Below are 24850 nucleotides of genomic sequence, written 5' to 3' on the forward strand. Positions count from 1 at the left end.
GGGCGTGCCCGTGGGGGCACGCCCCCTCGGCGTGAACACCCCGCGGGCCACCGCCCGCTGCCCTGGACGTCATGTCGCCGTAACCACGGATTCAGACGGCCTTGCGACGCTCGGTGAATGCATCCCGCCGCGGCAGAGCCCTCACCCCGCCGGGTGAACGGGAGGTACGGGAGCGCCTCAGGGCCACCACCGCTCCCACCCGCGCTTTCCGACGCGCCCATGACGCCCTTCGCGCGGAACAATGGGGTCATGAGCCAGCCCAACACCCAGGCACAGGTCCAGCACTCGCAGCCCTCCGTGGGCTCCATCGCCGCGCACCGGCCGCACACCGTGGCCGGGACGGTGTCCGATCTGGAACCCGACATCGACGCCGACCTGGACGGCTACGAGGAGGCGCACATCGAAGGGGCCGCCCCGCTGCCGCAGGGCCGTTTCCTCGACCGCGAGCGCAGTTGGCTGGCGTTCAACGAGCGGGTGCTCGAACTGGCCGAGGATCCCGAGACGCCGCTGCTGGAACGGGCGAACTTCCTCGCGATCTTCGCCAGCAACCTGGACGAGTTCTTCATGGTCCGGGTCGCGGGACTCAAGCGGCGCATAGCCACCGGCGTGGCCACCCGCTCCGCCTCCGGCCTCCAGCCGCGCGAGGTGCTGGAGATGATCTGGGCCCGCTCCCGGGAACTCATGGCGCGGCACGCCGCCTGCTACCACGAGGACGTCGCCCCCGCCCTCGCGGAGGAGGGCATCCACCTGGTCCGCTGGAACGAGCTCACGGAGAAGGAGCAGGCCCGCCTCTTCACCCTGTTCCGGCACCAGATCTTCCCCGTGCTGACCCCGCTCGCGGTGGACCCGGCGCACCCCTTCCCGTACATCTCGGGTCTTTCGCTCAACCTGGCCGTGGTGGTGCGCAACCCGGTGACCGGGCACAAGCACTTCGCCCGGGTGAAGGTGCCGCCGCTGCTGTCGCGCTTCCTGGAGTCCTCCCCCGGCCGCTACGTCCCCGTCGAGGACGTCATCGCCGCGCACCTGGAGGAGCTGTTCCCGGGCATGGAGGTGCTGGAGCACCACGCGTTCCGGCTCACCCGCAACGAGGACCTGGAGGTGGAGGAGGACGACACGGAGAACCTGCTCCAGGCGCTGGAGAAGGAGCTGATGCGGCGCCGCTTCGGGCCGCCGGTGCGGCTGGAGGTGGAGGAGTCCGTCGACCGCGAGGTGCTGGACCTCCTGGTGCGCGAGCTGAAGATCTCCGAGGCCGAGGTGTACCCGCTGCCCGGCCCGCTCGACCTGACCGGCCTGTTCCGCATCCACAGCCTGGACCGGCCCGAGCTGAAGTACCCGAAGTTCGTCGCCGGCACCCACCGCGACCTGGCAGAGGTGGAGTCGGCGTCCGCGCCGGACATCTTCGCCGCGCTGCGCAGCCGGGACGTGCTGCTGCACCACCCGTACGACTCCTTCTCGACCTCCGTGCAGGCCTTCCTGGAGCAGGCGGCGGCCGACCCGGACGTGCTGGCCATCAAGCAGACGCTGTACCGGACCTCCGGTGACTCCCCGATAGTCGACGCCCTCATCGACGCCGCCGAGTCCGGCAAGCAGGTCCTCGTCCTGGTCGAGATCAAGGCCCGCTTCGACGAGCACGCCAACATCAAGTGGGCGCGCAAGCTGGAGGAGGCCGGCTGCCACGTGGTCTACGGCCTGGTCGGACTGAAGACCCACTGCAAGCTGTCGCTGGTGGTCCGTCAGGAGGGCGAGACGCTCCGGCGCTACAGCCACGTCGGCACCGGCAACTACCACCCGAAGACGGCCCGGCTGTACGAGGACCTCGGGGTGCTCACCGCGGACCCGCAGGTCGGCGCGGACCTCTCCGACCTGTTCAACCGCCTGTCCGGCTACTCCCGGCGCGAGACCTACCGGCGGCTGCTCGTCGCCCCCAAGTCCCTGCGTGACGGGCTGATCTCACGCATCGACAAGGAGGCGCAGCACCACCGCGCGGGGCGGCCCGCGTACGTGCGCATCAAGGTCAACTCGATGGTCGACGAGGCCGTCGTCGACGCCTGCTACCGGGCGTCCCAGGCGGGCGTGCCCGTCGACATCTGGGTGCGCGGCATCTGCGCGATCCGGCCCGGCGTGCCGGGGCTGTCGGAGAACGTGCGGGTGCGGTCCATCCTCGGCCGCTTCCTCGAACACTCGCGTGTGTTCGCCTTCGGCAACGGCGGCGAGCCGGAGGTGTGGATCGGCAGCGCCGACATGATGCACCGCAACCTCGACCGGCGGATCGAGGCTCTGGTGCGGGTCACCGACCCGGCGCACCGGGCCGCCCTCAACCGGCTGCTGGAGACGGGGATGTCCGACACCACGGCGTCCTGGCACCTCGGTCCGGACGGCGAGTGGACCCGGCACTCCACGGACGCCGACGGCCAGCCCCTGCGGAACATCCAGGAGATGCTCATTGACGCCCGGAGGCGCCGGCGTGGCACAGCGGCACCCTGATCCCGCGGACGTCCTGGCCCGCCATCTGCGGGCCAGGGCCACCGAGTTCCTCCGCGCGCTGCGCCTCCACCGGGACGCGGCGACACCGGAGGACTCCGCGGAGGCGGCGCGCGCCCTGAGACGCGCGGCCCGCCGCATCGGCGCGGGCCTCTACACCTTCCGGCCCGCCCTTGACCCGTCCTGGTCCCGGACCCTGGGCCCGGAACTCGCCTGGGTCTCAGGCACGTTGTCCCAGGAGGACGCCTGCGCCACCCGCCTGGCCCGCCTCCTGGACGCCCTCCACCACCTCTCGGGCCCGCCGGCCCCACCGACTTCCTCACCCCGGCCCCCGATACGGCGGGTACCCGCCCCCGGCGGGGCTCCGGAGCCCACGAAAGCCACCGCGGGCGGACGCGCGGGCCCGGCCGACGACGGCCTCTCGGACGCGGCGGCCCCACCGACGGCCCCGGCACGGCGGCCCGCGCAGCACGCGCCTTCCTCCCCTCCCGTCGCCGACGAGGCCTCGGGCCCCGCCGAGCACTCCGAGGCCGTACCGCGAAGCGCGGCCCGTGCTGCGAGGGCCGGTACGACCCTCCCCCGCACCCCCGGCGGACCTGTGTCCGGGGCGGGTGACCACGGGGGTGACGCGCCGGCCGTCGACACCCCCGTCGAGCCGTCCACACCGTCCGCCGAAGGCCGGCGGGAGGCCCCGGCCCCCGCCCGCACCGGCGCAACCCCCCTCACCGGCCCCGCGCGCGCCGCGCTTCCTGCCGCGGCCGGCCCGTCCGCCGCCCGCGGCCCCGGCGCGCCCGCCACCCGGCCCGCGTCGCGCACTCCCGGTGCACCCGCACCCGCCGACGGCACCCCGCCGGACGTACCCCGGCGGGCCGCCCCGGCGCCCGGCGCGCAGCCCTCCACCCGCACCGTCCACGCGACCGGGGCCCGTCCCACCCCGGCCCGCCGCGCCCCGACCGTGACCGCCACCGTCCCGGCCCCGGCCGGCCGGCGTCCTGGGGGTGAGCCCGGTGCCGCCGCCGTCCGGCGCCCCCGGGACGACGCGCGTCTCCCCGGCCGCGGCCCAGGGCACGATTCCGCGGCGGGCGACCCGCGCCCCGGGAGCGGGACCGGCGGGGCCGGCGACCGGGGCCACCTCGCCGCAGGCGCCGCCAAGGCCGCCGCCCTGCTCGAGCGGCAGCTCACCCTGGCCCGGACGCGGGCGCACTCCGCCGCCCTGCAGGCGCTCGGGTCCGCGCGGTTCCATGCCGTCGCCGATCAGGTGGCCGTACTGGCCAGTGAGGTCCCCCTGGCCGGCGAGGCCGGCCACATCGATCTGCGGCCGCTCGCCGACGCCGCGCGGGAGCGGCTCGAGGACGCCGTCGCCGCGTTGCCGTTGCTCACCGCGGGGAGTCCGTACAACGCCGAGGCGCTGGTGCGCGGCCTGTCGCCGGACCCCTCCCCGCATCCGCAGGACACCCCCTGGCACCAGGTGCGGCTCCTGCTCCGGCTGCACCGGTACGCCCAGGAGGTGCTGGACCCCGCCGCGGGCGACGACCCCCGGCTGCGCGCCGCGGGCGAGGCGCTGGACCGGCACCGGGACGCCGCAGAGGCCGCGGCCGCCGCCGCGCAGGCGGGCCGCACGCCGAGGATCGCACCGGCCACGGCGTACGCGCTGGGCGTGCTCCACGCCGGCCAGCGGCATGAGGTGGAGGCCGCGCGGTACGCGTTCCAGCGTGCCTGGCAGCAGCCGCCCGCCGGCACCCCGTAGAACGCCCTGCAACAGGGAGGCCCCGGTGCGCACCACACGACCCGGAAGGAACGGCGCCCTCACCGTCGAGGCGGCCGGCTGCGTCCTGTGGCGCCGCTCGCCCGTCACCGGCGAGCTGGAGCTGTGCCTGGTCCACCGGCCCAAGTACGACGACTGGTCCTGGCCGAAGGGCAAGCTGAAGCGCGGCGAGGACGCGCTCGCGGGCGCCCTGCGCGAGGTCGCCGAGGAGACCGGGTACACCGCGGCGCCGGCCGCCGAGCTGCCCAGCACCCGCTACCTCGCGCACGGCCGCCCCAAGAGGGTCCGCTACTGGGCGGCCGAGGCGGTCTCCGGCACGTTCACCCCGAACGACGAGGTCGACCGCATCCTCTGGCTCCCCCCGGACGCGGCCCGCCGCCATCTCACCTCACCCATGGACGCAGGCCTGGTGGACGCCGTCCGCCCGGCCCTCTGAAACCGGCCGCGCCGCGGCCTCACCGCACCGTCCTCAGGGGTTCACCCCTCGTTCATGTACGCCCATCGGCCGCTTCACCTCTTCTGCCTAATTTCGGCCTTACGCGGTGCGGATCGCCCGTACCCGCACCCTTACAGGACGAGGCGTCGCGCCTCACCACACTTCGCACGCCGCCGAATTCAGGACGGCGGCCACTGGAAGGAACACAAGTGAAGCTTCAGCGCATGAACCGGCGGGCCCTCGCTCTCGGTGCTCTCGCCGTCACCGGCGCCCTGGCCCTCACGGCGTGCGGCTCCGACGACACCGGCAACAGCAACGGCGGCGACGCCTCGGCGACCGCGCAGGCCGGGAACATCGACTGCGGTGACGCCAAGGGCCAGCTCCAGGCGTCCGGCTCCTCCGCCCAGAAGAACGCCATCGACGCCTGGGTGAAGCAGTACACCGCGGCCTGCAAGGACGTGCAGATCAACTACAACCCGACCGGTTCGGGCGCCGGCATCACCGCGTTCACGCAGGGCCAGACCGCGTTCGCCGGCTCGGACTCCGCGCTGAAGCCGGAGGAGGTCGAGGCGTCGAAGAAGGTGTGCGCCGACGGCCAGGGCATCGACCTGCCCATGGTCGGCGGCCCGATCGCGGTCGGCTTCAACGTGCCCGGCGTGGACACCCTCGCCCTGGACGCCCCGACCCTCGCGAAGATCTTCGACAACAAGATCACCAAGTGGAACGACCCGGCGATCGCCGGGCTCAACGCGGGCGCCGACCTCCCCGACCTGAAGATCCAGGCCTTCCACCGCTCCGACGAGTCCGGCACCACGGACAACTTCACCAAGTACCTGAAGGCCGCCGCGCCCAAGGACTGGAAGTACGAGCCGGGCAAGTCCTGGGAGGCCGAGGGCGGCCAGTCCGCGCAGGGCTCCTCCGGCGTCGCCCAGCAGGTGAAGCAGACCTCCGGCGCCATCTCGTACTTCGAGCTGTCCTACGCCTCGGACGGCATCAAGACCGTCGACATCAAGACCGAGGCCACCGAGCCGGTGAAGGCGACCATCGAGAACGCCACCGCCGCCATCGGCGCCGCCAAGGTCGTCGGCACCGGCAAGGACCTCGCGCTCGAGCTGGACTACACCCCGTCCGCCGAGGGCGCGTACCCGATCGTCCTGGTGACGTACGAGATCGTCTGCGACAAGGGCAACAAGGCCGACACCCTGCCCGCCACCAAGTCCTTCCTGAACTACATGGCCTCCGACGAGGGTCAGGGACAACTGGCCGAGGCCGGCTACGCCCCGATGCCGCAGGAGATCATCACCAAGGTCCGCGAGACGGTCTCGAGCCTCAGCTGACCCGAGTGTGCGGCCCGCGCCCGGTCCCGGGGCGGGCCGCACCGTCCGGTGCACCGCCAACAGGAGCCCCGAGGGTTCCGGACGGCTCCGAGGGAGCCTCCCGGCCCGGCGGCTCCGCAGACCGGAGAACCCGATGGACACCACCACGCAGAAACCCGCGGCCCCGCCGGCACCCGGCCCGGCCGCGCCCCCCGACACCCCTGCCGCACGCGGCGTCACCCGCCCCGGCGACCGGATCTTCCTCGGGCTGTCCCGGGGATCCGGCATCCTCGTCCTGGTCCTGATGGCCGCCATCGCGGCCTTCCTCACCTACCGCGCCTCGCTCGCGATATCCAAGGACGAGGCCAACTTCTTCACCACCTTCGAGTGGAACCCGAGCGGCTCCCCGCCGGAGTTCGGCATCGCCGTCCTGGCCTTCGGCACCGTCGTGTCGTCGGTCATCGCGATGGTCATCGCCGTGCCGGTCGCCGTCGCGATCGCCCTGTTCATCACGCACTACGCCCCGCGCCGCCTCGGCGGCCCCATCGGCTACGTGATCGACCTGCTCGCCGCCGTCCCATCCATCGTCTACGGCCTGTGGGGCGCGCTCGTCCTGGTGCCGCACCTGGACGGCCTGTACGGCTGGCTCGACGACTACCTCGGCTGGACCGGAATCCTCGAGTGGAACGACGGCGCCCCGCGCTCGCTGTTCACCGTCGGCATCCTGCTGGCGGTGATGATCCTGCCGATCATCACCAACGTCAGCCGTGAGGTGTTCCGCCAGGTCCCGCGGATGCACGAGGAGGCCGCCCTGGCCCTCGGCGCGACCCGCTGGGAGGTCATCCGCATGTCGGTGCTGCCGTTCGGCCGCTCCGGCGTGATCTCCGCGTCGATGCTGGGCCTCGGCCGCGCCCTCGGCGAGACGATGGCCGTCGCCATGGTGCTCTCCCCGAGCTTCACGATCAGCGCCAGCGTGCTCGACCCGGGCGGCGGCACCTTCGCGCAGAACATCGCCAGCAAGTTCAACGAGGCCACCGAGATGGGCCGGGACGCGCTGATCGCCTCCGGTCTCGTGCTGTTCGTCATCACGCTGCTGGTCAACGGCGCGGCCCGGCTGATCATCGCCCGCCGCAAGGAGTACTCGGGGGCCAACGCATGAGCCACGCACTCAACGACACCCGCCCGTCCGGCTCCCTGCGCGGCGCGACCCTGCCGAAGTGGTTCCCCTGGGCCGTCGCCGGCGCCTCCGCCGCCCTCGGGTACGGGATCAGCGCCGCGGCCGGGCTGCACAGCGACATCCAGTGGGCGCTGATCGCGGCGCTGCTGTTCGTCGGCGGCTCGTTCGCCGTGTCCGCCAAGGTCGAGGGACGCCGCCAGGCCCGGGACCGCACCGCGACCAGCCTGGTGTGGGTGGCGTTCCTGCTGGCGATCGTCCCGCTGGCCTCGCTGACCTGGGAGACCGTCAAGCGGGGCACCGAGGTCCTCGACGGCTACTTCCTCACCCACTCCATGGGAGTGGTCGCCGACACCGAGCCGGGCGGCGGCATCTACCACGCCCTGCTGGGCACGCTGGAGCAGGTCGGCCTGGCCACCGCGATCTCGGTCCCGGTCGGCGTGCTCACCGCGATCTACCTGGTCGAGTACGGCCGGGGCCGGCTGGCGAAGGCCGTGACCTTCTTCGTCGACGTGATGACGGGCATCCCGTCCATCGTGGCGGGCCTGTTCGTCCTCAGCCTGTGGATCCTGATCCTCGGCATGGGCTACTCGGGCTTCGCCGGCTCGATGGCGCTGTCCATCCTGATGATCCCGGTGGTGGTCCGCTCCACGGAGGAGATGCTCAAGCTCGTCCCGAACGAGCTGCGCGAGGCGTCCCTCGCCCTCGGTGTCCCGAAGTGGCGCACCATCCTCAAGGTGGTCCTGCCGACGTCCGTCGGCGGCATCACCACCGGCGTGATGCTCGCGATCGCCCGCATCACCGGCGAGACGGCCCCCGTGCTGCTCCTGGTGTGGGGCACGAACTTCATCAACGCCAACCCGTTCCAGGACCCGCAGGCCTCCCTGCCGATGTACATCTACCTCCAGTACACCAACGGCTCCGAGGCGGCGTACGACCGTGCCTGGGCGGCGGCCCTGACGCTCATCGCGTTCATCATGATCCTCAACCTGGTGGCCCGCGGCATCGCCCGCTGGAAGGCCCCGCAGACCGGTCGCTGACCGGCTCCCCCCACACAGTCGTCGGCGACCCGAAAGAAGCAGTGATACCCATGGCCAAGCGCATCGACGTCAGCGGCCTCAACGCCTACTACGGATCCTTCCTCGCCATCGAGGACATCTCGATGACCGTCGAGCCCCGCTCCGTGACGGCCTTCATCGGCCCCTCCGGCTGCGGCAAGTCGACCTTCCTGCGCACCCTCAACCGCATGCACGAGGTGACCCCGGGAGGCCGGGTCGACGGCAAGGTCATGCTCGACGACGAGAACCTGTACGGCGCCGGCATCGACCCGGTGGCCGTCCGGCGCGAGGTCGGCATGGTCTTCCAGCGCCCGAACCCGTTCCCCACGATGTCGGTCTACGACAACGTGGCTGCGGGCCTGCGTCTGAACGGCAAGTACAAGAAGTCCCAGCTGGACGACATCGTCGAGAAGTCCCTGCGGGGCGCCAACCTGTGGAACGAGGTCAAGGACCGGCTGAACAAGCCCGGCTCGGGCCTCTCCGGCGGCCAGCAGCAGCGCCTGTGCATCGCGCGGGCCATCGCGGTGGAGCCGAACGTGCTGCTGATGGACGAGCCCTGCTCCGCCCTGGACCCGATCTCCACCCTCGCCATCGAGGACCTGATCGGGGAGCTGAAGGAGCGCTTCACGATCGTCATCGTGACGCACAACATGCAGCAGGCGGCGCGCGTCTCGGACCGCACGGCGTTCTTCAACCTGGCCGCGGTCGGCAAGCCCGGCAAGCTGATCGAGATCGACGACACCGAGCGGATCTTCTCCAACCCGTCGGTCCAGGCCACCGAGGACTACATCTCCGGCCGCTTCGGCTGATCCGGCTCCTCGCGACGCTGCATGGCGGTGCCGCCGCGAGGCACGAAGGGCCCGCCCCCACTCAACGGGGGCGGGCCCTTCCACGTGCGTGCCGGCGCGCGGGTCTACAGCGCGATCAGATGCACCAGTCCGAAGCAGGCCGCGGCCACCAGGGCGGCGGCCGGCATGGTGATGAACCAGCCGAGGACGATGTTCTTGGCGACGCCCCAGCGCACGGCGTTGACGCGCTTGGTGGCGCCCACGCCCATGATCGCGGAGGTGATCACGTGGGTGGTGGAGATCGGCGCGTGGAAGATGAACGCCGAGCCGAACATGATCGACGCGCCGGTGGTCTCGGCGGCGAAGCCCTGCGGCGGGTCCAGCTCGATGATCTTCCGGCCGAGGGTGCGCATGATGCGCCAGCCGCCCGCGTAGGTGCCGAGGGACAGCATCAGCGCACAGGCGATCTTCACCCACACCGGGATCGGGTCGCCGTAGTCCTCGACGTCGGCGATGACCAGGGCCATCACCACGATGCCCATGGTCTTCTGGGCGTCCTGGAGGCCGTGGCCGAGGGCCATGCCGGCCGCGGAGACCGTCTGGGCGATGCGGAAGCCGCGCTTGGCCTTGTGCGGGTTGGCCCGACGGAACATCCACATGATCGCCGTCATCACCAGGTAACCGGCGATCAGGCCGACGACCGGCGACACGAACATCGGGATGACGATCTTGTCGACGACGCCGTGCCAGTAGACGGTCGTCCCGCCGGCCAGCGCGGCGCCGACCATGCCGCCGAACAGGGCGTGGGACGACGAGGACGGCAGGCCGAAGTACCAGGTGATCAGGTTCCAGGTGATGGCGCCCACCAGCGCGGCGAAGAGGATGCCCATCCCCGTCGACCCTTCGGGCGTCTCGATCAGCCCTTCGCTGACGGTCTTGGCGACCCCGGAGCCCAGGAAGGCGCCGGCCAGGTTCATCACGGCCGCCATGGCGAGCGCCGCGCGGGGCGTCAGCGCACGCGTGGAGACGGACGTGGCGATCGCGTTCGCGGAGTCGTGGAAACCGTTGGTATAGGTGAAGAAGAGCGCGACCCCGATGGTCAGGATCAGAGCGAAGGTGTCCATGAAAGGCTCAGGACTCCTTGACGGCGATGGTCTCCACCGTGTTCGCCACGTGCTCGAAGGCGTCCGCCGCCTCCTCCAGTACGTCCACGATCTGCTTGAGCTTCAGCACCTCGATCGCGTCGTACTTGCCGTTGAAGAGGTGGGCGAGCAGCTTGCGGTGGATCTGGTCGGCCTGGTTCTCCAGCCGGTTGACCTCGATCCAGTACTCGGTGAGGTTCTCCATGGTGCGCAGGTGCGGCATGGCCTCCGCGGTGAGCTCCGCGGCCCGCGCCAGGACCTCGATCTGCTGCTCGACACCCTTGGGCAGTTCCTCGACGTTGTAGAGGACGACCAGGTCGACGGCCTCCTCCATGAAGTCCATGATGTCGTCGAGGGAGGACGCCAGGTTGTAGATGTCCTCGCGGTCGAACGGCGTGATGAACGAGGAGTTCAGCTGGTGGAAGATCGCGTGCGTGGCGTCGTCACCGGCGTGTTCCGCGGCCCGCATACGCTCTGCGATCTCGGCCCGGGCGGAGGTGTCCGCCCCGAGCAGTTCCATCAGGAGCTTGGAGCCCGTGACGATGTTGTCCGCGGACGCGGCGAACATGTCGTAGAAGCTCGTCTCCCTGGGGGTCAGACGAAAGCGCACGTGGGGTCCTCGGTATGCGTCGGTTTCGGTCAGGCTGATGCTAGGCGCATCATCCGGCCACCAATAACGGCCGCCCCCCAGTGTCGCCCATCAGGCACAGTGATGAGTACGGGGGCGGCAGGCGCGGCCCGCGGGGCCCGGCGAGCGGCGCGGACCGGCCGTCCGCGGACCGGCGAAGTTCGGTAACATATACCCACCAGGGGTATATAGCGCCCATCAGGACAGCAGGAGGACGCGATGACCACCACCGGGACCGGCGCGCACGCGCCCTCCTCGCCGGACGCGGACGGCGCCGTGGACACCGCGCCCGCCGCGGGCCCCTCGGAGACTGCGGATGTGACGGACGTAACGGACATCGTGACCGACCACGACCGCGGGATCCACGGCTACCACCACCAGAAGCAGGAGCACCTCAAGCGGCTGCGCCGCATCGAGGGCCAGATCCGCGGACTGCAGCGGATGGTCGACGAGGACGTCTACTGCATCGACATACTCACCCAGGTGTCCGCCTCCACCAAGGCGCTGCAGTCGTTCGCGCTGCAACTGCTGGAGGAGCACCTGCGCCACTGTGTCGCGGACGCGGCCGTCAAGGGCGGCGACGAGATCGACGCGAAGGTCAAGGAGGCCACGCAGGCCATCGCCCGCATGCTGCGGACCTGACCGGCTGGGCGGGGGCCGGGGCGGTCAGGATCCGGCGGTGTCCGTCCGCGCCTCGGCCACCCGCAGCACCTCGTCGATGCTCTCCAGGCTCAGCCGGTCCTCGGCGTTGGACGCGGCGATGATCAGCTCGCCGCACAGCTCGATCTCGGCGAGCGCCACGTGATCCTGGACCGGAACCGTCCCTCTCCCGAGCGGAGCCACGCGCCTCACCTCACTCTGTCGTCACCGACTTCCTAGAGTAGGGAGCGCCCTACGGACCGCGCATGGCACGGAAGGGCTAGTTCGGCCCGGCCACCACGGGCCCGCCCGGCCCGCCGGGGCCGCTCACTCCTGGGCGATCCGCCCGGCGTAGATGTCTGCGTCCGCCGGAAGCCGCACGTCGGCGGGGGCGCCGAAGTCGTACAGCAGGGTGGTGGAGGCGACCGCGACGGGCTTCTGCCCCTCGCCGTTCACGAAGCTGAACCGGTGCCGGATCTTGCGGATCCGCCCCTCGTCGTCGAGGTACACGTCGAACGGCACCCGCGCGGTGGCGAACCCTTTCGCCGCCGAGCCCAGCGGCCCCCGGTTGACCTCCGACGCCGCCTGCGAGGCCGCCTCCAGATCGGCGGTGCCCCGGTAGTGCCGCACCCGCGCCCCCGCCACCTCCGTCCGCCCGACGAACGCCGCCGAGCTCGTCCCGCGCAGCACCTCGGCCGCGGCGAACGGATCGGTCGCCCCGCCGGTGACCAGGTTCCCGTCGGACAGCGTCGCGGTGTCCACCCGCACCCACTTGTCCGCGGGCACACCGGCGCCCCGGTTCTTCATGTACAGCGCGCCCGGGGCGAGCAGTTCGGTGATCGGCCGGCGGTCGGCGGCGCCCGCGGGGTCCTGCGGCAGCCGCACCTCGAGCCGCCCGAGCCGCTTGCGGTAGTCGTAGACCCCCTCGCCCCGGATGGTGACCCGGGTGCCTCCGGTGGCCATCTCCAGCGAGGTGCGCGTCTGGGAGCTGCCGGCCTCCACCAGCGCGTCGGCGGCCGTGCGCAGCACCTGCACCGGATCCCCGGCGGGCGGCCCCTGCGCGACGGCGTCGCTGCGCGCGCACCCGGCGGCGCCGAGTCCGAGACAGCAGACGACCCCGGCCACGGCCGCCACGCCGTGCGTCCGCCTGTGCTGTCGCCCTCGCGCCATCACTGCCTACCCCCGCTCCGTCCGACACGGGCCGCTGTCAGTGCGTTAACGAACGGTAAGGGGGCCCGTCACGCGGCCCCTTACGGGCGTTACCGTGGGCGGCGTGCCGCACCAGGACGACGCGCCGGCCCCCCGGCCCCACCTCACGACCACCACCGAGCAGGGGCCCTTCTGCACGGCCCGCTGCACCTGCGGATGGCGCGGCCCGGCCCGCAGAGCCAGGAGCCTGGCCCGCAGGGACGCCGAAAACCACACGGGGGAGTGACGCGGACCCGGCAGGGTGCCGAGAATGGGCCGGCACCGGGTTCCCCGACGGACCGCCTCCCAGGCGCCCTACGGTGCGCGCCCGCCGAGGTCCCTGGGCGGGTCCCCCTCACACAGCTCCCGCCAAGGCGCCGCCGTCCCGGCTGCCGTGACGGGCCGTCCCCCCACCCGACGTCCGGAAGGCCGCCCGTGAACCGCCGCACCTTCGTCGCCGGCACCGCCGCCCTCACCACCTCCGCGTGCACCATCTCGGAGCCCCGGCCCGCGCCGCCCACCTCGCGCGCCTCGTCCTCCCCCACTCCGTCCCCCACCCCGCGCCCCGCGACGCCCGCCGACTGGACCACCCTGGCCGGGCACCTCGACGGCCGCCTGGTGCGCCCCGGCGACGCCGACTGGACCACCGCCCACCGCCTCTACAACACGCGTTTCGACACCCTCAGACCCGCCGCCGTCGCCTACGTCCGGCACGCCGACGACATCCGCACCGCCCTCACCCACGCCCGTGAACACGCGGTTCCGCTCGCCGTGCGGAGCGGCGGCCACTCCTACGCGGGCTGGTCCTCCGGCGACGGCCGCCTGATCGTCGACGTGTCCGCCATGGCCGGCATACGCGTCGAGGGCGACACGGCCGTCGTCGGGGCCGGCGCCAGGCTGATCGACGTCTACCGCACCCTCGCCGCCCGCGGGCTCACCGTCCCCGGCGGTTCCTGCCCCACCGTCGGCATCTCCGGCCTCGCCCTCGGCGGCGGGCACGGCGTCACCTCCCGCGCCTACGGCCTGACCTGCGACAGCCTCACCGAGGCCACCCTGGTCACCGCCGACGGCAGAGAGCTCACCGCCTCGGACTCCGAGCACCCGGACCTGTTCTGGGCGCTGCGCGGCGCGGGGAACGCCCAGTTCGGCGTCGTCACCGAGTTCCGCTTCCGCACCCACCCCGCGCCCCGGAGCGTCACCGGCCACCTCACCTGGCCGTGGGAGCGCGCGGCCGCCGTGGTCGCGGCCTGGCAGGAGTGGGGTCCCGACCAGCCCGACGAGATATGGTCCGCGCTCCACCTGGAGAACACCGGCGCCGGCCCCTCCGTCTCCGTCACCGTCTTCTCCCTCGGCGCCTACGGCGAGCTGCAGAACGCGGTCGACCGGCTCGCCGGCCGCGTCGGCGCCTCCGCGAGCAGCGTCCTGCTGCGCCGCCGCTCGTACCAGGAGTCGATGGAGCTGTACGCGGGCTGCACCTCGCTCGCCGACGACCGGTGCCGGCTCCCCGGCGGGACGCCCGGTCGCAGCCCCGAGGGCGCCCTGTCCCGCGAGACCTACGCGGCCCGCTCCGACTTCTACGACCGGCCCCTCGACGACGCCGGGATCAACACCCTGCTGGACCGGACACGGGCGGCCCGCGGCGGCTCGGCGAGCATCGACCTCACCGCCCTCGGCGGCGCCGTCAACCGGATCGCGCCCGCCGCGACGGCGTTCGTGCACCGCCGCTCCCGCGTCCTGGCCCAGTACCTCGCGTCCTGGCACCCCGACAGCTCCGACGGCACCGCCGTCCGGGAATGGCTGACGGACACTCACCGGGCTCTGCGCCCGCACGCGTCCGGCGCCGCCTACCAGAACTACACCGACCCCGGCCTCGCCGACTGGCGCCGCGCCTACTACGGCGACGCCGCCCCGCGCCTGTCCCGCCTGAAGGGGCGCTACGACCCGGACCGCGTCTTCACCACCCCGCAGGCCCTCTGAGGCCGCAGGACGCACGAAGGGCCCGTGACCGCCCGCCCCTCAGCGGGACGGTGGTCACGGGCCCTCGTGTGACGTCGTCAGGCCGCCAGGTCCCGCTCCTCGGGGCCGGCGCCCGCGGCCCGGCCCCGGCCGCGCTCGGCCACCTTCCGCCGCTGGCCCTGCGGCCGGGCGGCGACCAGCCAGCCGGCCTTCGGCGACCGCTCCACCGCCCGCACCAGCGGCGTCAGCAACGCCATCGCGAGCGGCGACAGCAGCAGCGCGACCGCGGTGCCCAGCGCCAGTCCGCCCACCACGTCCGTCGGGTAGTGCACGCCCATGTAGACGCGGATGAAACCGCCGATCAGGCCCAGCACCAGCGCGACCAGGCCGAAACGCCGGTTGGCCAGGAACAGCCCCACCGCCAGCGCCATGCAGAGCGTCGCGTGGTCGCTCACGAAGGAGAAGTCGTCCTTGCCGTCGACCAGCACCTCGAGCCCTTCGTGGTCGTTGAACGGCCGTGGCCGCTCGACGAATCCACGGATCGGCACGTTCACCAGGACCGCGACGCCCGCCGCGAGCGGAGCCCACGCCAGGGCCGCCACCGATGACGCCGCGTCAGGTCCGCCGCGCTTGCGCACGCCCCACCAGCACCAAAGGACCATCGCGAGAAGGCCGAAGAGCACCCCGTACTCACCGACGAACTCCATCACGTGGTCGAACCACGGCGGGGCGGCCTTCGCGAGGCCGTTGATGTCGTAGAGCAGGTCGACGTCGGGGTTCGACCCGGAATCGGCGAGTCCAGCCATGGTGCTGCGGCCCCTTCGTCATGTCGTCCGGCGCGCGGACGCGCGCCGTGTCTGCCACCCCCGTGGTCTGTAGATCCGCTCGTCCGCTCGGCTACGAGAACAGGAACGCACGGCCCCCGTCGATACGTTCCACACTCCACCGAAAGATCACGCAGACGTTATCGAAGAGAGATGCGTCTTCGCAGCTCAGGGGGGCGTTTGTCGCTCCGCTCACACCCTCGTGGGGAGCGCTTTCGCGCCATCTTCCGTGACCCGGGTGGCACCAAAGTAGTCAGGAGTGTCGATCGGGTCGAATCGGATCACGGCACCCGTGCGCGGCGCGTCGATCATGTACCCGCCGCCGACATAAATACCCACATGCCGGATGGCCCGCGAATCGGTCAGGTCGTCCGAGAAGAACACCAGATCACCCGGCAAGAGCTCGTCCCGGTCCGGATGCGGACCCGCGTTGTACTGGTCGTTCGCCACGCGCGGCAGCGTGATCCCCACACTCTCGTACGCTGCCTTCGTCAGCCCCGAGCAGTCGAAGCGTCCTCCCTGGTCAGCGGTGCCGTTGCCGCCCCAGAGATAGGGAGTGCCGAGCTTCTTCTGCGCGAAGGCGATCGCCCCGGCGGCCTGCCGCGAGGGATCCACCCGCCCCACGGGCGCCGCGAAGCTCTTCTCCAGCTCGCGGATGCGCTTCACGTAGTTCTGCGTCTCCTTGTACGGCGGAACGCCCCCGTACTTGATGACCGCGTACGCCCCCGCGTTGTACGAGGCGAGCATGTTTTCGGTCAGATCCCCGCCGACGTCCTTCACGTAGGACGCGAGCGTGCAGTCGTAGGTCGCCGCGGACGGGATCGCGTCCGCCGGGTCCCACACGTCACGGTCGCCGTCCCCGTCGCCGTCGATCCCGTGGACGGCCCAGGTGCCGGGGATGAACTGCGCGATGCCCTGCGCGGCGGCATGGCTCTGCGCCTGCGGGTTGAACCCGCTCTCCTGGTAGAGCTGCGCGGCGAGCAGCGCCGGGTTGATGGCGGGACAGAGATTGCCCCAGCGGGCGACGAGCTGCTGATAGGCCGCCGGCACACTGCCCTTGGCCAAGGTCTTGGCGGCGCCTCCGCCCACCCCGTTCACCAGGTTCCCGGCGACGACGTACACCCCGACGACGAGCAGCATCACGAAGGCGAGCGCGGACCCGACGGCAAGAGTCGCACCGACCCACACCTTACGCACCGTCAACCACCCCTCACCGTCCGGCAGTCCGCCGCCGCCCGACAGTGTAGAGGCGCGACGGCCGAACGGGAGGGATCAGATACGACGACATGCACGGTCCGCGCCACCGGGAACGAGCCGCGCTTCATTGCCCGGCGTTACCCACCGTGATACACAGAGTGACGATACGACTCTTCACCCTTCGGAGCGCGCCCCTCCCGGAGTCCGGCGCGCGCCGGTGGCAAGCTATTCCCACGAAACCTGCCAACAGATGACGTCAAGTCGACATACGACGGCGTCATCGTCGGCGACAATGAGGCCTGACCTCTGCACCCCCGCAGAGGATGCGGAACTACCCATACAGGGGCGGTGACTTACATGCTCTTTGCGGCCGACGAGGGAGACATCAACACCATCATCGGCGGGATCGCTCCGGACTGGGGCCCCTTCGGCAGCCTGGGCAACGAGGCCAAGGTGATGATCGAAGTGGTCATGGCCGTCGCCATCCTCATCTGCCTCGGCATCGCCATCTGGGGGGCGGCCAAACAGCGCATCGGCGCCACCGCGTTGAGGGACACGTTCAGCGCCGAACAGGGCAAGGGCCTCATCATCGCGGGGCTCACGGGCGTCTTCATCATCGGCTCGCTCGGCACCCTGTTCACCATCGTGTACGGCATGGCCGTCTGATCCCGCACCATCGGTCCCGACCGGGCACGCCCGGCCCCCCTCCATCCCACCCGCCCGTCGTGCCCACCGGCTGAGGTTGCGTTTCCCTGATGTCCAGTCACCACACCACGCCCGAGCGGCGGCCGGTACGGCTACCGTCGTACGTGGAGTACACGGAGTACGAGGTGTTCCCGCACGACGCTGAGGGGGCGTACGCGGCATGAGTCTCGGAGACGACACGGGCCGGACCCGCACCCGCCTGCCCGAGGCGGGCGACGACCCGTACGGCGGCGCGCGCCGAAACGGCCGGTCGTCGTCACGCAGCCTGGTCACGGTCGTCGGCGTGGTGGTCCTCCTCATCGCGGCGATCGCCTTCGCGAACCGCGGAGGCGGGGATTCCGACGCGGAGGAGGGGGGTGACTCCCCCAAGGCGGCGGCGACAGCACCCTCGGGCGAGAAGCCCGTCCCGGCGGGCGCGGCCGGCATCCCGTCGGGCTTCGCCCACGACAGACAGGGGGCGGAGAGCGCGGCCGCCAACTACGCGGTGGCGCTCGGCTCCGCCGAGATGTTCGACAAGGCCAGGCGCGACGCCATCCTGCAGTCGATCATCGTTCCCGCCCGGGTCGCGGACTTCGAGACACGGCTGGACAAGGCTTACACGCCCGAATTCAACAAGAACGTGGGCCTGAACGGCGACGGCACCACGCCGGACGGCCTCACGTTCGTCTCCCGGACGACCCCGATCGGGACCAAGGTCACCGAGTCGTCCTCCGACACGGCCACGGTCGAGGTTTGGTGCAGCGGCCTCCTGGGGCTCGCCGGGGAGAACTCCACGAGTCCGGTCACCAACAGCTGGTTCACCATCACCATGCAGCTCGAGTGGACCAATGACGACTGGAAGATCGTGACCCACTCTCAAAAGGACGGCCCTACGCCGGTTCCAGGCGACGAGCGGGCCTCCAGCGCCGACGAGATGGCGAAGGCCGTCCAGGAGTACGGAGGGTTCTCGTATGCCCGCTAATCGCCGCACGCTCGCGCTGACGGGCGCCATCGCCGCCCTCCAGGCGACGGTCGTCCTGTTCGCCTCCCGCGCCGTGGCCGCGCCCACCCCCACGCCGACGCCGAGCAACGACCCATGTGACCTGATCCACGGCCCCGCCAAGGACTACTGCGAACGCGGTGAGAGCGGCTCCTCCGGAGGAGGAGGGGAGCGCGGCACCTTCAGCGACCCCACCTCCGCCCTCGACCCCCTCGCCTCCCTCGCCCGCGGCTGCGCCGACGCCGCGTCCTGGACGGTCAAGCAGCTCAGCGCCGCCGTCGAGGACACCGCGAAGGTGGACTTCACCAACGACACCTTCCTCCAGCAGTACGCCGTCGTCTTCGCCGCGTCGACCATCCTCACGCTCCTGCTCTGGCTGCTGGCGGTCGCCAAGCGGGCAGTCCGCGGCGTGCCGCTGGCCACCGCCCTGTCCGAGGCGATCGGCTTCCTCTGGCTGACCGTCCTCGCCTCCGCCTTCACCCCGCTGATCCTCTACACCGTCGTCTCCGCGACCGACGGCGTGACCGACGTGCTGGCGAAGGCGACCGGCGACCAGACGGACGCGTTCTTCGGGACGTTCTCCGGCGCGCTGGAGAAGGGCGACGACATCGGCGGCGGCCCGATCATGCTGATCGTCGTCTCCCTGGTCTCCATCCTCGCCGCCGGCATCCTCTGGCTGGAGCTGGTCATCCGCGCCGCCCTGCTCTACGTCGGCGCCCTCCTCGGCACCGTCGTCTACGCGGGCCTGGTCGACAAGAACCTGTGGGGCCACGTCCGCCGCTGGGCGGGCATCATGATCGCCGTGATCATGGTGAAGCCGGTCATCGTGATCGTGCTCGGCCTGGCCGGCGCGCTCTCCGCCGACGACGGCCCGGACGCCTTCTCCGCCGTGGTCTCCGGACTGGCGATCATCCTGCTCGCCATCTTCGCCTCGGCGATGATCTACCGCTTCGTCCCGGGCTTCGGCGACGAGATCGCCGGCTCCCGCAACAACCGCCTCATGCAGGGCGCCGAGGGCAAGGCCGCCGCCGTCATCAGCTCCCCGGCCACCCTGGTCGCGCAGGGCATCAAGACCCACAGCACCCGCGCCGACAACCACGGCGGTGGAGGCCAGTCCTCCGCGCCCCGCCCGTCCAACCCCGCGTCCGGGGGAGTCGCCGCGCACAGCTCCCGCCCCTCGGGCGGCGGCGGTTCCGCCGCCGCGCCCCCGCCCCGGACGGGCAGCCCGGTGAACACCCCGCACGCCGGCACCCGCAACAGCAGCAACAACCGCACGGGAGGTGAAGGGCGTTGACGACCGAGTCCCATCTGTCCCCCACGGTCACGCCCCGCCGTACGTATCTGATCGGCCGCGCCCGGCCGAACGCGATCGTCGGCCGCAATCGCGAGACCGGTGAGATCGCGCTCATCGTCATCGGCGCGTTCCTCGGCATGATGTGCGGGCTCCTCGTCCCCGTCCTGTCCGTGCGGATCGTGCTGCTGGCGGGCCTGCCGATGCTCGCCCTGGCCGCCGTGTACGTGCCGTACAAGCACCGCACGTTCTACAAGTGGTTCGAGATCAACCGCAGTTACAAGCGCACCCTGCGCCGCGGCGCCACCTACCGCTCCGGCGTCGTCGAGGCCGGCACGCGGCTGGACGGCCGCGAGGTGGAGGTCGGCCCGCCGCCCGGCATCGGCCGCATCACCTGGCTGTCCGCGCCGTTCGGCCCGGACGAGATCGCCGTGCTGCTGCACGCGGACCGCAAGACCGTCACCGCCGCCATCGAGATCGAGGGCCCCGGCGTCGGCCTGCGCGACTCCGAGGACCAGGAGGCCCTCGTCGACCGCTTCGGCACGCTGCTCAAGCACGTGGCCAACGGCGACGGCTTCGTCACCCGCATCCAGATGCTCGCCCGCACCCTCCCCGCCGACCCGGACGCGCACGCCAAGGACGTCACGGTCCGCGGCGACGACAGAGCGCCCGCCTGGCTCCAGCAGTCCTACGACCAGCTGCAGTCGATGGTGTCGACCAGCAGCGAGCAGCACCGCGCGTACCTGGTCGCCTGCATGCACTACACCCGCGAACTCGCCGCCGAGGCCTCCACGATGGCCCGCGCCATGCGCAGCCAGGGCGGCGGCCGCGTCGACCGGGACGCGGGCCTCGCCGTCGTCATGGCCCGTGAGCTGACCGACATCTGCTCCCGGCTCCAGGAGGCCGACATCCGCGTACGCCAGCCGCTCGGCCAGAGCAGGCTGTCCTCGCTGATCCACTCCATGTACGACCCGGACCACCCGATCGACCACATCCAGGCGATGTCCCGGCGCAACGCCTGGCCGGCCGAACTGGACGCCACGGAGCCCACGTACCTCCAGGCCAAGACCCGCGAGTCCACCACCCGCGCCCCCTGGTGCCACGCCACGGCCTGGGTCAAGGAGTGGCCGATGACCCCGGTCGGCGTGAACTTCCTCGCGCCCCTGCTCGTCCACACCCCGGACGTGATCCGCACGGTCGCCGTCACGATGGACCTCGAACCCACCGAGGTCGCCATCGAGCGCATGCTGACCGAGAAGACCAACGACGCGGCGGAGGCGTCCCGCGCCGCCAAGATGAACCGCACCGTAGACCCCCGCGACGTTGCCGCGCACAGCCGTCTCGACCAGCGCGGCGAGGACCTCGCCAGTGGCGCCGCGGGCGTCAACCTGGTCGGCTACATCACCGTCTCCTCCCGCACACCCGAGGCCCTGGCCCGCGACAAGCGGACGATACGGGCGTCGGCCGGAAAGTCGTACCTGAAGCTGGAGTGGTGCGACCGCGAGCACCACCGCGCGTTCGTGAACACTCTCCCGTTCGCCACCGGCATTCGTAGGTAGGGGCTGAGCTGAAGATGCGGGATCCGCTGTCCGTCGTCACCGACGCCTTCACGTCCTTCCTGTTCGGGAAGGTCGAGACGACCCGGCTGCCGGTGCGCACGTCCACGGGCCAGGCCCAGGCGGTGTACCTGCCGACCGCCGCGCCCGGCCTCGGCGACTCCGGCGTCATCATCGGCCGCGAGGTCTACTCCGGGAAGGGTTACATCTACGACCCCTTCCAGCTCTACGGCCAGCAGCTCCCGGCCCCCCACTGGCTGGTCCTCGGCGAGTCCGGCAACGGCAAGTCGGCGCTGGAGAAGACGTACGTCCTGCGCCAGCTCCGCTTCCGCGACCGCCAGGTCGTCGTCCTGGACGCGCAGGGCGAGGACGGCGCCGGCGAGTGGAACCTCATCGCCCAGGAGCTGGGCATAACCCCCATCCGCCTGGACCCGATGGCCGCGCTCGACCAGGGCATCCGCCTCAACCCGCTCGACCCGGCGATCACCACCACGGGCCAGCTCGCCCTGCTGCGCACCATCATCGAGGTCGCCATGGGGCACGGCCTCGACGAGCGCTCCGGCTTCGCCCTGAAGGTCGCGCACGCCTACGTCAACGAGACCATCGTCGAACGCCAGCCGGTGCTGTCGGACATCGTCGACCAGCTCCGCCACCCGGAGCCGGAGTCCGCGGAGGCGATGAACGTCGCCATAGACGACGTCCGCGCGTGGGGCCTGGACGTCGCCCTGGTCCTCGACCGCCTCGTCGACGGTGACCTGCGGGGCATGTTCGACGGCCCGACGACCGTCGGCATCGACCTGGACGCCCCGCTCATCGTCTTCGACCTGTCCCACATCGACCGCAACTCCATCGCCATGCCGATCCTCATGGCGATCGTCGGTGTGTGGCTGGAGCACACCTGGATCCGCCCCGACCGGAAGAAGCGCATCTTCCTGGTCGAGGAGGCCTGGCACATCATCAACAGCCCGTTCGTGGCGCAGCTGTTCCAGCGGCTGCTGAAGTTCGGCCGGCGCCTCGGCCTGTCCTTCGTCGCGGTCGTCCACCACCTGTCCGACGTGGTCGACGGGGCGGCGGCGAAGGAGGCCGCGGCGATCCTGAAGATGGCGTCCACCCGCACCATCTACGCCCAGAAGGCGGACGAGGCGCGGGCCACGGGCCGGGTGCTGGGCCTGCCCAGGTGGGCCGTGGAGATCATCCCGACGCTCACCCCGGGCATCGCGGTGTGGGACGTCAACGGCAATGTCCAGGTGGTCAAACACCTGGTCACCGAGACGGAACGCCCACTGGTCTTCACCGACCGCGCGATGACCGAGTCGTCCGCCGACTTCACCGACGACGCCCTGCGCGCCGCCGAGCTGGAGGCGGAGGAGCGGGCGGCGGCCTTCGTGGAGCAGCACGTCGGGGACTCCGAGTCGACGGTGGCGTAGAAACGACAGGAGGGGGAAGCGTGAGACCGGACGAGCGACGCGAGCACGACGGCGGCCGGAGCGGCGGCATCCCGGACGGACTGCTGGTCGGGGTGCTCGCGTTCCTCCTCGGCATGACGGCGATGGTGTGGACGGCCACCGGCCTCGCGGGCCTCTTCGCCCACGGCCGCTGGCCGTCCGGCCTCTCCTTCGCCCGCACCCCCCTCGCCATGCGCCACCTCGTCGCCGAACCGCACGACGTCCCCGGCGCCTGGCCCGACGCCCCGCCCGCCGAGCTCTCCGGCTACGGCCTGTTCTGGGGCCTGCTCATCGGCCAGCTGATGATCCTGCTGGTCCTCACCGTGTTCGTCCTCGGCACGGTGGCCCGCTGGCGAGCGGTACGGGCGCGGCGGCGCGCGGAGGGAACGGTGACGGAGTCGGCGCCCGCGTCTCCCAGGCGGATGCCGAAACCGCTGCCGGAGCCCGTGCTCGAGCCGAAACCGGCGCCCGAGCCGGAGCCGGTGCTCGAGCCGGAGCCGGTGCTCGAACGGCAGCCGGAGCCCACGCCGGTGCACGAGGTACCCGCCCCGAGGCCCTCCGAGCCGGCCCTCCGCCCCACCGCGGAGGTGACGGCCCCCGGCCTCCACTACGGCCCCCCGGCCACCCGCCACACCACCGCCGCGCAGGCCGTACGCGACGCAGAGGGCCCCGCCCTCGTCGTCACGTCCAACCCGACCCTCTGGTACGACACCAAGGACGCCCGCGCCAAGCTCGGCCCCGCCCACCTCTACGACCCGACACACCTCTGCGACACCCCGGCCCGCCTCCACTGGTCGCCCACCGCCGGCTGCGAGGACAAGGACACGGCGACGGCCCGCGCGGCGGCGCTCCTCGCCCCGGTCCGCCCCACCTCACGGCTCGACCAGCAGCTCGGCGACACCGCCGAACTGCTGCTCCGCAGCTACCTGCACGCGGCCGCCGTCGACGGCCGCGCCGTCCGCCACGTGCACCGCTGGGCACAGGGCCTCCAGGTCCAGGACGCCGTACGGGTCCTGCGCACGCATCCCAGGGCGGCGTCCGGCTCAGCGGGCGAACTCGAGGCGGCACTCACCGCGCACCCCGAACGCCGGGACATGGCCCAGCAGCTGACGGCGCGTGCGCTGGCGGCCCTCTCCACGGTCAATGTCCGGGAGGCCTGCAATCCGCACCGAAGTGATGCCCTTGCCTTGGATTCCTTCATCCACGAAGGGGGAACGCTTTACGTGGTGGGCGAGTCCATCGAGGATCCGCGCACCGGTCCGGGCGCCATGCCTCTGCTCACGGCGCTCGTCTCGTACGTGGTCGAGCACGGCCGGCGCATGGCCGAACGGTCATCCTCCGGTCGGCTCGACCCACCACTCACGCTCGTCCTGGACGACGTGGCGGCGGTGGCCCCTCTTCCCCAGCTCCCGGAGCTCCTCACCGCCGGGCCCGAGCGCGGCATGCCCACGGTGGCCCTCCTGCGCTCCCGCGAACAGGCCCGCGCCCGCTGGCCGCACGCCGAACTACCGGTCTGACTCCGGGTCCGGCCGCTCCACGGCCAGCTCCAGCTCCCGCTCACCCGGGTCGGAACCCAGCGTCGTAGTCACCCCTGTCTCGACGAACCCGGCCTTCCGGTAGGCCCGCAGCGCCCGCGCGTTGTCCTCGTGCACGAGCAGTCGCACCCGCTCGGCACCCCGCGCCCACGCCCACTCGAGACCGGCGTCGAATAGCACTTCGGTGAGCCCGATCCCCCGGTGCCCCGGCTGCACGTACACCCCGACCAGATGCCCCTGGAGCCGCTCGACGGGCATCCCGGCCCAGTCCGTGGCCCCGGCCTCCTCCATCAGCACCGTGACCGTGCCGACCCACTCTCCGTCCGGCCCCTCGGCGATGATCTGCTGCGCCCCCGACGCCCCTTCGGCGCCTGCTTCGGCCCGCTCCTGCCAGAAGGAGTCCGGGCGGGCGACGGCGGACTCGTAGGTCTCCATGAAGGCGATGGACGCCACGGGATCCCGCAGCGCCTCCAGCCGCAGGGCCTTGGCCACGGCCCACTCGTCGACGCGCAGGGAACGCACTTTGTAGCTCATGCGGCCACGGTAGTACCGGAGCACCACGGCCTTCCATGGAGTAAGGCCGCCCTGGGCATCGACAGTGAGGCCCTAAAACGCAGAAAGCCCCCGTGCCGAATGGCACGGGGGCTTCCTATTCAAGAATTGTTCGGCGGCGTCCTACTCTCCCACAGGGTCCCCCCTGCAGTACCATCGGCGCTGTAAGGCTTAGCTTCCGGGTTCGGAATGTAA

General features: G+C 71.7%; 21 protein-coding genes, 1 rRNA gene and 2 pseudogenes. 16 read left to right on the forward strand and 8 right to left on the reverse strand.

Features of this window, described 5'->3' with window-relative positions; genetic code table 11:
- Positions 1-249: 249 nt before the first annotated feature.
- The 8 genes and pseudogenes from ACF1AG_RS32390 (at position 250) to pstB (ending at position 9039) form a co-directional block, all read left to right on the forward strand.
- Positions 250-2484 carry an RNA degradosome polyphosphate kinase gene (locus ACF1AG_RS32390; RefSeq protein ID WP_359599452.1) on the forward strand — a complete coding sequence of 745 codons (2235 nt, stop codon included), beginning with the start codon at positions 250-252 and terminating at the stop codon, positions 2482-2484.
- Positions 2465-2776 (forward strand): annotated as a pseudogene (locus ACF1AG_RS32395) (CHAD domain-containing protein); the annotation flags it as partial. The gene ACF1AG_RS32390 and the pseudogene ACF1AG_RS32395, both read left to right, overlap by 20 nt.
- A gap of 447 nt (positions 2777-3223) precedes the next feature.
- A pseudogene (locus tag ACF1AG_RS32400) lies at positions 3224-4228 on the forward strand (CHAD domain-containing protein); the annotation flags it as partial.
- A 25-nt stretch (positions 4229-4253) separates the two neighbouring features.
- Positions 4254-4682: an NUDIX hydrolase gene (locus tag ACF1AG_RS32405; RefSeq protein WP_359599451.1), complete on the forward strand. Its 429-nt coding sequence runs from the start codon at positions 4254-4256 to the stop codon at positions 4680-4682.
- A 209-nt stretch (positions 4683-4891) separates the two neighbouring features.
- Positions 4892-6019 (forward strand): phosphate ABC transporter substrate-binding protein PstS, encoded by a 1128-nt coding sequence (pstS, locus tag ACF1AG_RS32410; RefSeq protein ID WP_359599449.1) that lies wholly within the window; start codon positions 4892-4894, stop codon positions 6017-6019.
- A gap of 133 nt (positions 6020-6152) precedes the next feature.
- Complete coding sequence (pstC, locus tag ACF1AG_RS32415) at positions 6153-7157, forward strand: phosphate ABC transporter permease subunit PstC (protein ID WP_359599447.1); 1005 nt, start codon at positions 6153-6155, stop codon at positions 7155-7157.
- A complete protein-coding gene (gene pstA / locus ACF1AG_RS32420; RefSeq protein ID WP_359599445.1) occupies positions 7154-8212 on the forward strand; it encodes a phosphate ABC transporter permease PstA in 1059 nt (352 codons plus the stop codon). The genes pstC and pstA overlap by 4 nt, the downstream gene beginning before the upstream one ends.
- Positions 8213-8262: 50 nt before the next feature.
- Positions 8263-9039, forward strand: coding sequence for a phosphate ABC transporter ATP-binding protein PstB (gene pstB / locus ACF1AG_RS32425; RefSeq protein WP_359599443.1), 777 nt, complete (start codon positions 8263-8265; stop codon positions 9037-9039).
- A gap of 104 nt (positions 9040-9143) precedes the next feature.
- On the opposite strand, the gene ACF1AG_RS32430 is transcribed toward pstB, so the two are convergent.
- Positions 9144-10142 carry an inorganic phosphate transporter gene (locus ACF1AG_RS32430; protein ID WP_359599442.1) on the reverse strand — a complete coding sequence of 333 codons (999 nt, stop codon included), beginning with the start codon at positions 10140-10142 and terminating at the stop codon, positions 9144-9146.
- A gap of 7 nt (positions 10143-10149) precedes the next feature.
- Positions 10150-10770 (reverse strand): DUF47 domain-containing protein, encoded by a 621-nt coding sequence (locus ACF1AG_RS32435; RefSeq protein WP_026244101.1) that lies wholly within the window; start codon positions 10768-10770, stop codon positions 10150-10152.
- A 237-nt stretch (positions 10771-11007) separates the two neighbouring features.
- Here ACF1AG_RS32435 and ACF1AG_RS32440 point away from each other — a divergent pair, with 237 nt between their 5' ends.
- Positions 11008-11430, forward strand: coding sequence for a metal-sensitive transcriptional regulator (locus ACF1AG_RS32440; protein WP_359599441.1), 423 nt, complete (start codon positions 11008-11010; stop codon positions 11428-11430).
- A 24-nt stretch (positions 11431-11454) separates the two neighbouring features.
- Here the strand turns inward: ACF1AG_RS32440 and ACF1AG_RS32445 are convergent, their stop codons facing one another.
- Complete coding sequence (locus tag ACF1AG_RS32445; protein WP_190003076.1) at positions 11455-11640, reverse strand: hypothetical protein; 186 nt, start codon at positions 11638-11640, stop codon at positions 11455-11457.
- 114 nt (positions 11641-11754) lie between these two features.
- Positions 11755-12597 (reverse strand): hypothetical protein, encoded by an 843-nt coding sequence (locus ACF1AG_RS32450; protein ID WP_359599439.1) that lies wholly within the window; start codon positions 12595-12597, stop codon positions 11755-11757.
- A gap of 453 nt (positions 12598-13050) precedes the next feature.
- Between ACF1AG_RS32450 and ACF1AG_RS32455 the strand changes: the two genes are divergently transcribed.
- Positions 13051-14592 carry an FAD-binding oxidoreductase gene (locus ACF1AG_RS32455; RefSeq protein WP_359599437.1) on the forward strand — a complete coding sequence of 514 codons (1542 nt, stop codon included), beginning with the start codon at positions 13051-13053 and terminating at the stop codon, positions 14590-14592.
- Positions 14593-14669: 77 nt separating this feature from the next.
- Here ACF1AG_RS32455 and ACF1AG_RS32460 read toward each other — a convergent pair whose 3' ends face one another.
- Both ACF1AG_RS32460 and ACF1AG_RS32465 read right to left on the reverse strand, forming a co-directional pair.
- Positions 14670-15377 (reverse strand): phosphatase PAP2 family protein, encoded by a 708-nt coding sequence (locus ACF1AG_RS32460; protein ID WP_359599435.1) that lies wholly within the window; start codon positions 15375-15377, stop codon positions 14670-14672.
- Positions 15378-15587: 210 nt separating this feature from the next.
- The gene (locus ACF1AG_RS32465; RefSeq protein ID WP_359599433.1) at positions 15588-16598 is read right to left on the reverse strand and encodes a bifunctional lytic transglycosylase/C40 family peptidase; all 1011 of its coding nucleotides are present in this window, start codon (positions 16596-16598) and stop codon (positions 15588-15590) included.
- Positions 16599-16949: 351 nt separating this feature from the next.
- Between ACF1AG_RS32465 and ACF1AG_RS32470 the strand changes: the two genes are divergently transcribed.
- The 6 genes from ACF1AG_RS32470 to ACF1AG_RS32495 all read left to right on the forward strand — a co-directional run bounded on the left by ACF1AG_RS32470 (position 16950) and on the right by ACF1AG_RS32495 (position 24085).
- A complete protein-coding gene (locus ACF1AG_RS32470; RefSeq protein ID WP_006136301.1) occupies positions 16950-17258 on the forward strand; it encodes a hypothetical protein in 309 nt (102 codons plus the stop codon).
- A 199-nt stretch (positions 17259-17457) separates the two neighbouring features.
- Positions 17458-18258, forward strand: coding sequence for a hypothetical protein (locus ACF1AG_RS32475; protein WP_387798818.1), 801 nt, complete (start codon positions 17458-17460; stop codon positions 18256-18258).
- Positions 18248-19570 carry a hypothetical protein gene (locus ACF1AG_RS32480; RefSeq protein ID WP_391810854.1) on the forward strand — a complete coding sequence of 441 codons (1323 nt, stop codon included), beginning with the start codon at positions 18248-18250 and terminating at the stop codon, positions 19568-19570. The genes ACF1AG_RS32475 and ACF1AG_RS32480 overlap by 11 nt, the downstream gene beginning before the upstream one ends.
- Positions 19567-21126: an SCO6880 family protein gene (locus tag ACF1AG_RS32485; RefSeq protein ID WP_359747334.1), complete on the forward strand. Its 1560-nt coding sequence runs from the start codon at positions 19567-19569 to the stop codon at positions 21124-21126. Before ACF1AG_RS32480 ends, ACF1AG_RS32485 begins: the two co-directional genes overlap by 4 nt.
- 14 nt (positions 21127-21140) lie before the next feature.
- Entirely contained in the window at positions 21141-22550 is a 1410-nt protein-coding gene (locus ACF1AG_RS32490; RefSeq protein WP_359599426.1) for an ATP-binding protein, read from the forward strand.
- A 20-nt stretch (positions 22551-22570) separates the two neighbouring features.
- Positions 22571-24085 carry a type VI secretion protein gene (locus ACF1AG_RS32495; protein WP_387798822.1) on the forward strand — a complete coding sequence of 505 codons (1515 nt, stop codon included), beginning with the start codon at positions 22571-22573 and terminating at the stop codon, positions 24083-24085.
- On the opposite strand, the gene ACF1AG_RS32500 is transcribed toward ACF1AG_RS32495, so the two are convergent.
- Both ACF1AG_RS32500 and rrf read right to left on the reverse strand, forming a co-directional pair.
- A complete protein-coding gene (locus ACF1AG_RS32500; protein ID WP_359747338.1) occupies positions 24074-24637 on the reverse strand; it encodes a GNAT family N-acetyltransferase in 564 nt (187 codons plus the stop codon). The genes ACF1AG_RS32495 and ACF1AG_RS32500 overlap by 12 nt on opposite strands.
- A gap of 128 nt (positions 24638-24765) precedes the next feature.
- Positions 24766-24850, reverse strand: a 5S ribosomal RNA gene (gene rrf / locus ACF1AG_RS32505); the annotation flags it as partial.

This window comes from Streptomyces sp. NPDC014764 (assembly GCF_043082785.1).
GTDB lineage: Bacteria > Actinomycetota > Actinomycetes > Streptomycetales > Streptomycetaceae > Streptomyces > Streptomyces althioticus.